Genomic DNA, 10,159 nt, shown 5'->3' on the forward strand with positions numbered 1-10,159 from the left:
GCAGTTCGAGGGCGAGGACAACGGCGCCTCGCCCGGATTCCCTGTGCGCTCCGACACGGTCCGCGTATCCTCCGGACCACGTAGCACCACCGCTCCCAGGGGAGGGCCGCCGTGTCCCTCGGCGTGCTGCATCGTCGTCCCGGCACGCTTCCGGCCGAGGTGACCAGCTTCGTCGGCCGGCGCGCCGAACTCGCCCGGCTGGCGACGCTGCTGGCCGAATCCCGGCTGGTCACGGTGGTCGGCCCCGGCGGGGTGGGCAAGACCCGGGTCGCACTGCGGGCCGCCGCCGGCGCGGTGAGCCGGTTCGCGGACGGGGTGTGCCTGACCGAGCTGTCCGGGCTGCGCGGCCCCGAACTGCTCCCGCACACCGTGGCGGCCTGCCTGGGCCTGCCCGAGCAGGACACGCGCCCGCAACTCGACGTGGTACTGGATCACCTGCGGGAGCGAGAGCTGCTGCTGGTCCTGGACACCTGCGAGCACGTGCTCGACGGCTGCGCCCTGCTGGCCGATCTGCTGCTGTGCGAAGCGCCGGGGGTGCGGGTGCTGGCCACCAGCCGTCAGCCGTTGGACGTGCCGGGGGAGCATGTCCTGCCGGTCCCGCCGCTGCCGGTGCCGGAGCCGGATCCGGGGCCGCCCAAGGCGCGGGGCTCCGATGACGCGGTCGCGCTCTTCGCCCAGCGCGCCGCGTCCGTGGTGCCCGGCTTCGCCGTCACCGACGCCAACCGCTCGGACGTGATCAAGCTCTGTCGTCGCCTGGACGGCATTCCGCTCGCCATCGAGCTGGCCACGGTCCGGCTCCGGGCGGTGCCGCTGCAGCAGCTGATCGACCGCCTGGAGGACCGCTTCCGGCTGCTCACCGGCGGGCGCCGGACGGCCCTGCCGCGCCATCAGACGCTGCGCACCGCCATCGGCTGGAGCCATGACCTGTGCACCGCGCAGGAGCGGCTGCTCTGGTCGCGGCTGTCGGTCTTCGCGGGCACCTTCGACGTCGCCGCGGCCGAGGAGGTGTGCGCGGGCGGGCGATTGCCGCGCGAGGACGTGCTGGAGACCCAGATCGGCCTCATCGACAAGTCCGTCGTGCTGCGCAGCGAGGACGCCTCGGGCCGTACTCGTTACCGGCTCTTGGACACCCTTCGCGAGTTCGGCGGCGAGCGGCTCGCCGGGTCGGGCGAGGAGGCCGCCGTCCGCGAGCGGCACATCGCCCGCTATCTCCGCCTGGCGGCCTCCTTCGACGACCACTGGTTCGATGACGACCAGATAGCGCGGTTCCACGCGCTGCGCGGCGAACACGCCGACATCCGGGCCGCCCTGGATTACGCCCTGAACCTCCCTGACGGGCATGTCCGGGCCGCCCGGCTCGCCGGCGACCTGTGGGGCTACTGGCAGATCGCCGGCCTGCTGGCCGAGGGCCGCTACTGGCAGACCAGGGTCCTGGACCGCTTCGCCGACCCGGTCCCGGAGCGGGCCTGGGCCCTGATGGTGCGCGGCTACCTGGCCACCTTCCAGGGCGATCCGGGCGATGCGGTGTCCGACCTCGACGAGGGCATCGCCCTCGCCGAGCGCTGCGGTGAACCCCTGATGGCCGGCCGCGGCCACGTCTACCGGAACCTGGCGATGACCTTCCTGGGGCGGTACGAGGAGGCGGCCGAATCCGCACGCGCCGCCGAGTCCCTCTTGAGTGCGCTCGATGACCGGATCGGGCTGTGCCTGCTCGACGCGCAGCAGGGCTACCTGCTCACACTGGCCGGAGAGTTCGACGCCGCCCTCGCACGATGCGCGCAAGGCCTGCGCCGCGTCGGTGAGGGCAGCGGAGAGCGCTGGCAGCAGAGCTACATGCACCTCATCTCCGGCATCGCCCTCTTCTTCCAGGGGAGGCACCAGGAGGGTGGCGCCGCCGCGCGGACGGCGCTGGCGATGAAGTGTGAGCTCGGCGACGCCGTCGGCACGGCCTACACCCTGGAGTTGCTGGGCTGGCTGGCCGCCGCCACAGCACGGTTCGAGCGGTCCGCCTGGCTGCTCGGCGCCGCGGACACGCTGTGGCGGCGGGTGGGCCAACGGGTCAGCGGCACCGCCGCACTGGAGGAGAAGCATCAGCACGCGGAGGAGGCGGCCCGTCAGGTGCTCGGCGAGGCACGGTTCGGCTCCCTGCACCAGGCGGGTGCCGCACAGCCGCTGGAGGAAATCGCCCCCTTTGCCATCGGCGACGCCGACCGTCTCACCCGCGTGCCCGCACACGCCGCGGAACCCGACTTCGAGTGCCGCTCCGCCGACGGGCTCACTCGGCGCGAGCGCGAGGTGGCCCGGCTCCTCGGCGAAGGACTGTGCAACCGCGAGATCGCCGAGCGCCTCGTCATCTCCAAGCGCACGGTGGACTCCCACGTCGAGCACATCCTCGCCAAGCTGGGCGCCGCCTCCCGGAACGAAATCGCCACGATCCTCCGAGCGGACGGCCCGGACCGGAGCGGATGACGGCGCAGGGGGCGCGGGCGCGCGGCCGGGGCAGCGGCTGCTGGCGCACTGACGCATTCGCCCTGCCACTAGTTGAGAAGTTTTGTTTTGTTCATTGACATATATCAACAGGACTCGACAGACTCAGCGCGTTCAGCTGCCTCGTCACCCTCACGGATTACCGGAAGGCACACATGGCCATCTCACGACGCGTGGTTCTGGGCGGAGCCGGCGCCTCCCTCGGTGGAGTCCTCGGTGCGCAGTTGGCGGTGGGTTCCACCGCCTGGGCGGCCGGGCGGGCGGAGCCTGCGGCGGAGGGGGCGGGGACGGGCCGGGAGATCGATCTCTGCCGCGGCTGGCGGTTCGCCCTCGTCAACACCACGGGCGAGGAGGCGCCCCGGCCCGCGGCCGGCGATCCGGCCTGGCGCGACGTGGACGTACCGCACGACTGGAGCATCGGCCTGGACCCCGTCAAGGACGACCGCACCACGGCGGGCAGCGGTTACCTCCCCGGCGGCCTCGGCTGGTACACGAAGACCTTCACGCTCCCGGCGGAGACCGCGGGCAAGCGGATATCCGTGGAGTTCGACGGCGTGTACATGGACGCGCAGGTGCACTTCAACGGGGAGCTGGTCGCCGCCCACCCGTACGGCTACACCGGCTTCGCCGTGGACCTCACCGACCTCGCGCACACCGACGGCCGGACGGCCAACACCCTGTCCGTGCGGGCACGCAACCAGGTGCCGAGCAGCCGCTGGTACTCCGGCAGCGGCATCCACCGGGACGTACGCCTCGTCGTCACCGATCCCGTGCACCTCGTCCGGCACGGGGTCACGGTCACCACGCCCGACCTGGCGCGGCACGTGAAGTCCGGCCGCGCCGCCGTCCGGCTGGCGGTGGCCGCCGTGAGCGAGGCGCAACGGTCCGTACGGGCCGAGGTGACGGCGACGGTCCGGGACGCGGACGGCCGCCAGGTCGCCTCGGTGTCCTCCCCCGCCACGCTCACCGGCGACTCCACGACGACGACGCTCGACCTGCGCATCGACGAGCCCGCCCTCTGGTCGGTGCACCGCCCCTACCTCTACACCGTCGTCACCCGCGTCACCGTCAACGGCCGGATCGTCGACGAGACCAGCACGCCCTTCGGGCTGCGCTGGACCACCTTCGACCCTGACCACGGCTTCTCGCTCAACGGCGAACGGATGAAGCTGCAAGGCGTCAATCTCCACCACGACCTCGGTGCGCTGGGCGCCGCCTTCCATCCCGACGCGGCCCGGCGGCAGCTGGAGATCATGCGCGAGATGGGCGTCAACGCCTTGCGGACGTCGCACAATCCGCCGGCGCCCCAGGTGGTCACGCTCTGCGCGGAGCTGGGGATCATGCTGCTGGTCGAGGCGTTCGACTGCTGGCGCACGCCGAAGAACCGGTACGACTACGGCCGGTTCTTCGACGAGCACAGCGACGCCGACATCAAGGAGATGGTGCACGCGGCCAAGAACTCGCCCGCCGTGATCATGTGGTCCATCGGCAACGAGATCCCGGACAGCACCGCTGAAGCCGGGGTGGCGATGGCCGAGCGGCTGATCGCGGCGGTGAAGTCGGTCGACGCGACCCGGCCCGTGGTGATCGGCTCGGACAAGTACCGCGGTGTGCCGAAGGACGGTTCGCCGCAGGACCGCATCCTCCGGATGCTCGACGGCGTCGGGGTCAACTACAACACGGCCGCCTCCGTCGACGCCCTGCACGCCAAGTACCCGGACACGTTCTTCTTCGAGTCCGAGAGTTCGTCGAGCACCTCGACCCGCGGCGTGTACGAGAGCCCTGACCAGCTCAACACGGGCGAGAACTACACGCCCGGCAAGCGCGGCTCCTCCTCCTACGACAACAACCTGGAGTCGTGGACGATGAGCGGCGAGTACGCCCTCAAGAAGGACCGCGACCGGGAGTTCTTCGCCGGCCAGTTCGTGTGGACCGGCATCGACTACATCGGCGAGCCGACCCCGTACGACGACGTCTTCCCGGTGAAGAGCTCGTTCTTCGGTGCCGTCGACACCGCGGGTTTCCCCAAGGACCAGTTCTCGCTCTTCCGCAGCCAGTGGAGCCAAACGCCCATGGTGCACCTGCTGCCCATGAACTGGACCGGTCACCGCCCCAAGGACACCGTGACGGTCTGGGCGTACACCAACGCCGACAGCGTGGAGCTGTTCCTCAACGGCCGGTCGCTGGGGGTGCGCCGCTTCGACCGCAAGAAGACGACGTACGGGCTCGCGTACCGGGAGACGACCGAGGCCACCGGCGACGACAAGACCGTCACCTCGGGCCCGTACCCGGGCAGTTACACCAGTCCCAACGGCAGCGCGGGCCGGCTCCACCTCACCTGGCAGGTGCCCTTCGAGGCGGGCAAGCTCGTGGCGGTGGCGCGGCGGAACGGCCACGAGGTCGCCCGCGACACGCTGCGGACCGCGGGCGAGGCGGCGGCGGTGCGGCTGACGCCGGACCGGAAGGAAGTGAACGGGGACGGCCTCGTCTTCGTCACCGCCGAGGTCACCGACTCCCGGGGCGTCCTCGTACCGGACGCCGACCACGCCCTCACGTTCCACGTGACCGGAGGACACCTGGTCGGCGCCGACAACGGCCAACAGGAGAGCGCCGAGAACTACCGCTCGCCCGTCCGGTCCGCCTTCCATGGCAAGGCCCTCGCGATCGTACGGCCGGCCGAGGGCGCCGCGGCGGTCACGGTCACGGCACGCGCCGAGGGACTGCACTCCGCGTCGGCCCGGATCCGCGTCACGGGGAGCGGGCAGGGCGTCTCAAGGGCGGCCGCCCCCGCAGCAGCCGCGACCGCCGGCGTCCGCGAGGCCGCGTCCCGCACCGCGACCGCGGACGCGAGCTTCTCCGGCGCGCCCGACACCGTACCCGCCGCGATGCTCGACGACGACACGGCCACGGGCTGGTCCAACGCCTACCGCATGACGGCGACGGCCCTGCTTCCCGCCATCAGCGCGGCGCGTCCCAAGGACTGGGTGTCGCTCACCTGGCCACGCCGCCGCCAGGTATCCGCCCTGGACGTGTCGTTCACCACGAACGACGACACGTACGCACTGCCCGAGGCGATCGCCGTCAGCTACTGGGACGGCAAGCAGTACGTACCGGCCGACCACGCCCGCATCGCCTGGGCGGACGCCTCGGACTCCCCCACCCGGATCACGTTCGACACCGTCCGCACGAGCCGGGTCAGACTGGAACTGACGAGCCGTCACCCGGGCAAGGCCAACGGGTTCTTCCGCATCATCCGACTCACAGTCGCCTCGGATGACGGACAGAGAGGCGCCCCCGAAGCGGCCTCCTAGCCCTCATTTCATGAGCTGTCCTTTACGGGGTGTGGGTGCAGCCGTAGGCCGCGAACTTCGCGTCGTACTGTGTGATCAGGTATTGCGGGGCGGTCACCTTGAATGTGCCCAGCGGGAATCCGCACTTATAGGTGTGCGTGACGGGTGTCGGGTTCGGCACGGACGACGGCCCGGCGGCCGACGCGACACCCATACCGCCGACGCTGAGCATGGCCGCGGCGAACACGGTGGCAATGATTCTCTTCATGATCCGATTCCTTTCGGCATTTCGAATGAAGGCTTCGCCCCTGCGTCCTTGTTTTCGCCTGCGCGCCGATACTTGGCGGCGTTGGGCTCAACGGGCTCGACACCGATACGCGAGCCATTTCCGTCCCGGCAGTTGGCGAGGGATCGCCGGCCGGAGGGGCTGGACGGGAGGGTCAGAATGCCGCTGGCCATCTCGCGCCGGATGTCCGAAATGCCTGATTAGGACGCTACACCGGTATTCCGCTTTACGGAAGCCTTCAGGGACGCCCGGCCGGCGGGACCTCCTCGGCGGCCGGGACCGGACCCGGGGGCGTGCCCTCGCCGAAGGGGCGGCCGCCCAGCTGCTCGCGGTGGTGCGGGGTCAGCCAGCCGGTGAGGTCGGGGCCGCTGGGGACGATGCCGGTCGGGTTGATGCCGGTGTGCACCTGGTAGTAGTGCCGTTTGATGTGGTCGAAGTCGACCGTGTCGCCGAACCCGGGCGTCTGGTAGAGGTCCCTCATGTACGCCCAGAGGACCGGGTCCTCGGCCAGCTTGTACCGGTTGCACTTGAAGTGGCCGTGGTAGACGGCGTCGAACCGCACCAGCGTGGTGAACAGCCGGATGTCCGCCTCGGTGAGGGTGTCCCCGACCAGGTACCGGCGCTCGGCCAGCCGCCGGGAGAGCCATTCCAGGCGCCGGAACACGTCCTCGTACGCCTCCTCGTACTCGCGCTGCCCGGTCGCGAACCCGGCACGGTACACACCGTTGTTGACGTCCCGGTAGACGCCGTCCATGACCTCGTCGATCTCGGCGCGCAGCGGCTCCGGGTAGAGGTCGGGCGCGCCGGGGCGGTGCAGCGCGGTCCATTCGGTCGCGAGGTCGAGGGTGATCCGCTGGAAGTCGTTGGTGACGAGCTTGCCGCTGGGCACGTCGACGATCGCGGGCACGCTGACCCCGCCGGGGTAACCGGTCTCGCGCGCGTCGTACGCCTCGCTGAGGTACCGGATGCCGAGGACCGGGTCGCGGCCGTCCGGGTCCAGGGTGAAGCGCCAGCTGCGGTCGTCCTGGATCGGGTCGGCGATGGCCAGGGACAGCGCGTCCTCCAAGCCGAGCAGTCGCCGGGAGACCAGGGCGCGGCTGGCCCAGGGGCAGGCGCGGCTGACCACCAGGCGGTAGCGGCCGGCCTCGACGGGCCAGCCGTCCCGGCCGTCCGCGGTGATCCGGTCGGCGAAGTGACTCCGCGACCGCTTGAACGTCTTTCTGCCGTACTCGGTGTTGCCGTCGGGTGTGCTGGTGTCGGGCGTGCTGGTGTCGGCGGAACGGTGGGTGGTCATTGCCGTCCGTCTCCCTCCGATGTGCGGGTGGCCGGTCTCTCCGGGAGGGTTCCCGTCATGATCCGATCCTCACCGCACATCAGCCTCCCGGGGCAAGACCGCGCCACTGCTGCCACCCCTGCCGATGCCGTTGCCGATGCTGTCGACTCTCCCGATGACGACCGTCGCGTACTCCTCCTCCGAGGTGACCACGCGCGGCGTCAGCCCGCTGCGGCGGAACACCTCGGTGGCCGTCGCCGCCTGACGTTCGCTCGTCTCGACCAGCAGGTGGCCGCCCGGCGCAAGCCACTGGGGCGCCGCGGCCGTCACCCGGCGCAGGACGTCGAGGCCGTCGGCGCCGCCGTCCAGGGCGACCAGCGGCTCGTGGTCGCGGGCCTCCGGCGGCAGCAGGCCGACCTGGTGGGTGGGGACGTACGGGACGTTGGCGACGAGGACGTCGATGCGGCCGCGCACGGCTGCCGGAAGCGCTTCGTACAGGTCGCCTTCGCTCACCTCGCCCACGGTGCCGGGGATGTTGCGGCGGGCGCAGCGGACCGCGGCCGGGTGGATGTCGGCCGCGTACAGCTCGACACCGGGCGCCGGCACGGCCGCGGCCAGCGCGGCGCCGACCGCGCCGGAACCGCAGCACAGGTCGACGACGACGGGACGGACGGCTTCGGGGGCGGCTGCGGGCTCGGCTCCCCGCGCGGCCGTCCGGCCGGCGGTGGCGAGCGCGATCGCCTGCCGGGCGAGGAATTCCGTACGGCGGCGGGGTACGAAGACGCCGGGGGCCACGGCCACCCGCAGGCCGCAGAACTCCGCCCAGCCCAGGACCAGTTCGAGCGGCAGGCCGGCGGCGCGGCGCGCCACCATGGCGTCGAGTGCGGCCGGAGTGCCGGCCGCGGCGAGGAGCAGGTCCGCCTCGTCCTCGGCGAAGACCGAGCCGGTGGCCCGGAGTCGGGCGACGGCGGCGGAGCGGAGGGAAGGGAGGAGGGAGGACGCGAAAAGTGACATAGGAGCCGTGGGAGCCTTTCGGATGTGCCTGGCGAATGCCGGGCACGCTCCCTCGCTACGGCCCGCTACGCCGGTGGCGCCGCGGGGACCGCGCGGATACGAGCGGGGAGAACCCGGCCTGATACAGCGGTAATGGGTCTCACCTCCTCGGTCGTCAGCGATCGCTGCGGCGGCCCACAGTACCGGAAGGGGGCCGCCGCCTCCACGGACTTGCGTCCGCTCGGCACGCTCGTCCCGCTCCTCCCGCTCGGCGCGGCAGCGACCGGCGGGCCGCGCCGTCCACCGTGGTACGGGGTCCGGGTAGCACGGGGGTGCGGGGCCCGCCGGTCCGGTCTCCGGCGTCGGACGACACCGTGAGCGTCGTCCGACGACGCTGTGAGACTCATTGTCACCACTGCCCACATCGGGCCGCTGCCATGTCAGTCCTCCCTCAGGACCACCATCAGAAAACCGTCAAACAACGGCCGCCACCTACACGCCCCCACACGGTGCACACGCACACAATCCACGCGGACACGCCGATGGACGGGTGAATAAGACAGGACAGGACGTATCTGGGGCTGTACTGGGCGTCACCTCCCTTCATTGCCGTTTGCTTGCCCATAGGAGAGACATGCGCATCCGTGCCACCCTGGCCGCCCTCACCTTCGCCACCGCCGGCCTCGCCGCCAGTGCAGGCAGTGCCGTTGCCGTCGGTCACGACGGCGGTGCCACCAACCTCAGCGGCAACGGTTCCTCGACGTCGTACGGGAACTCGTCCACGCACGGCAACCAGAGCCCGCAGGCGGGGCTGGTCCAGAACTCGCTCAACGACCTGTGCGTCGGCCTGCCGGCCAAGGTCAACGTCGGTTCGCTGATCGGCCTCATCCCGATCACCGTTCAGGACGTCAATGTCCTGGCGAACCCGCAGAACCAGCAGTGCACCAAGAACTCCAGCCAGAACAAGGGCGACGAGTCGCTGTCGCACATCATCGACGACATCCCGGTGCTCTCCGAGAACGGCAACGGCAACGGCTGAGCCGTACCGACGCCTAGCGACACCCCCGCGGGGCACCACCGTCACGGCGACGGTGGTGCCCCGCGGCACGTCGCGACCGGCGACCGGCCGGTGCGGCGGCCGTAACCGCGGGCCGGTTGCTCCGAACGTGCGAGGGCGCGCACCGGCGACCACAATGGGAGGGCCGGGACCTGCGGCGCGCCCGGCGTCGCGCCGGCCGTCCGGCATGGGAGGTACGGTTCATGACCACCGCCGGAGACATCATGCACCCCGGCGCCCAGTGGATCCCCGAGGACGCGACCCTGGACCGCGCGGCGCAGCTGATGCGGGAGCTCGATGTGGGGGCCCTGCCGATCAGCGACGCGAACGAGCGGTTGTGCGGCATTCTCACCGACCGCGACATCGTGGTCGGCTGCGTGGCCATGGGGCACGACCCGTCCCAGGTCACCGCGCACGAGATGGCGAAGGGCACGCCCCGCTGGATCGATTCGGGTGCCGACATCAGCGAAGTGCTGGAGGAGATGCGGGGACACCAGATCCGCCGGCTGCCGGTGATCGAGAACAAGAGGCTGGTCGGCATGATCAGCGAGGCCGATCTGGCCGGTCACCTCACCGATGACCAGATGGCCGACTGGACCGAGAGCATCACAGCGCAACGCTGACCACCGCCGCTGACCATCCCTGGTCCAGCAGCCGTTCCCACACCGTCGTGGGGGCGGGAAGCGGGGGCACCCCCGGGTGGGGACTTTTTTGGTGTTTTTGTCCCCACGATTACCAGGGACAGTCTCCCCCTCCCAGGCCCCGCCCGCCCT

The 10,159-nt window shown here is 71.1% G+C and carries 7 protein-coding genes; 4 read left to right on the top strand and 3 right to left on the bottom strand.

Annotation, left to right across the window (positions count from 1 at the left end; all coding sequences use genetic code 11):
* Window positions 1-111: 111 nt before the first annotated feature.
* Window positions 112-2,469, top strand: a complete 2,358-nt coding sequence (locus tag ACZ4MH_RS30670; RefSeq protein WP_351598792.1) for a LuxR C-terminal-related transcriptional regulator — start codon at window positions 112-114, stop codon at window positions 2,467-2,469.
* A 173-nt stretch (window positions 2,470-2,642) separates the two neighbouring features.
* The gene (locus ACZ4MH_RS30675; RefSeq protein WP_351598790.1) at window positions 2,643-5,798 is read left to right on the top strand and encodes a glycoside hydrolase family 2 TIM barrel-domain containing protein; all 3,156 of its coding nucleotides are present in this window, start codon (window positions 2,643-2,645) and stop codon (window positions 5,796-5,798) included.
* A 22-nt stretch (window positions 5,799-5,820) separates the two neighbouring features.
* Here ACZ4MH_RS30675 and ACZ4MH_RS30680 read toward each other — a convergent pair whose 3' ends face one another.
* From ACZ4MH_RS30680 to ACZ4MH_RS30690, 3 genes are all read right to left on the bottom strand, one after another.
* Window positions 5,821-6,045 carry a hypothetical protein gene (locus tag ACZ4MH_RS30680; protein ID WP_351598788.1) on the bottom strand — a complete coding sequence of 75 codons (225 nt, stop codon included), beginning with the start codon at window positions 6,043-6,045 and terminating at the stop codon, window positions 5,821-5,823.
* A gap of 256 nt (window positions 6,046-6,301) precedes the next feature.
* Window positions 6,302-7,357, bottom strand: a complete 1,056-nt coding sequence (locus ACZ4MH_RS30685) for a glutathione S-transferase family protein (protein ID WP_351598786.1) — start codon at window positions 7,355-7,357, stop codon at window positions 6,302-6,304.
* A 69-nt stretch (window positions 7,358-7,426) separates the two neighbouring features.
* Window positions 7,427-8,350: a putative protein N(5)-glutamine methyltransferase gene (locus ACZ4MH_RS30690; protein WP_351598784.1), complete on the bottom strand. Its 924-nt coding sequence runs from the start codon at window positions 8,348-8,350 to the stop codon at window positions 7,427-7,429.
* Window positions 8,351-8,963: 613 nt separating this feature from the next.
* Between ACZ4MH_RS30690 and ACZ4MH_RS30695 the strand changes: the two genes are divergently transcribed.
* Both ACZ4MH_RS30695 and ACZ4MH_RS30700 read left to right on the top strand, forming a co-directional pair.
* Window positions 8,964-9,368: a rodlin gene (locus tag ACZ4MH_RS30695; protein WP_351598782.1), complete on the top strand. Its 405-nt coding sequence runs from the start codon at window positions 8,964-8,966 to the stop codon at window positions 9,366-9,368.
* Between the two features lie 221 nt (window positions 9,369-9,589).
* Window positions 9,590-10,009: a CBS domain-containing protein gene (locus ACZ4MH_RS30700; protein ID WP_351598780.1), complete on the top strand. Its 420-nt coding sequence runs from the start codon at window positions 9,590-9,592 to the stop codon at window positions 10,007-10,009.
* The last annotated feature ends 150 nt before the right edge of the window (window positions 10,010-10,159 follow it).

Source organism: Streptomyces sp. NPDC026301 (assembly GCF_055567935.1).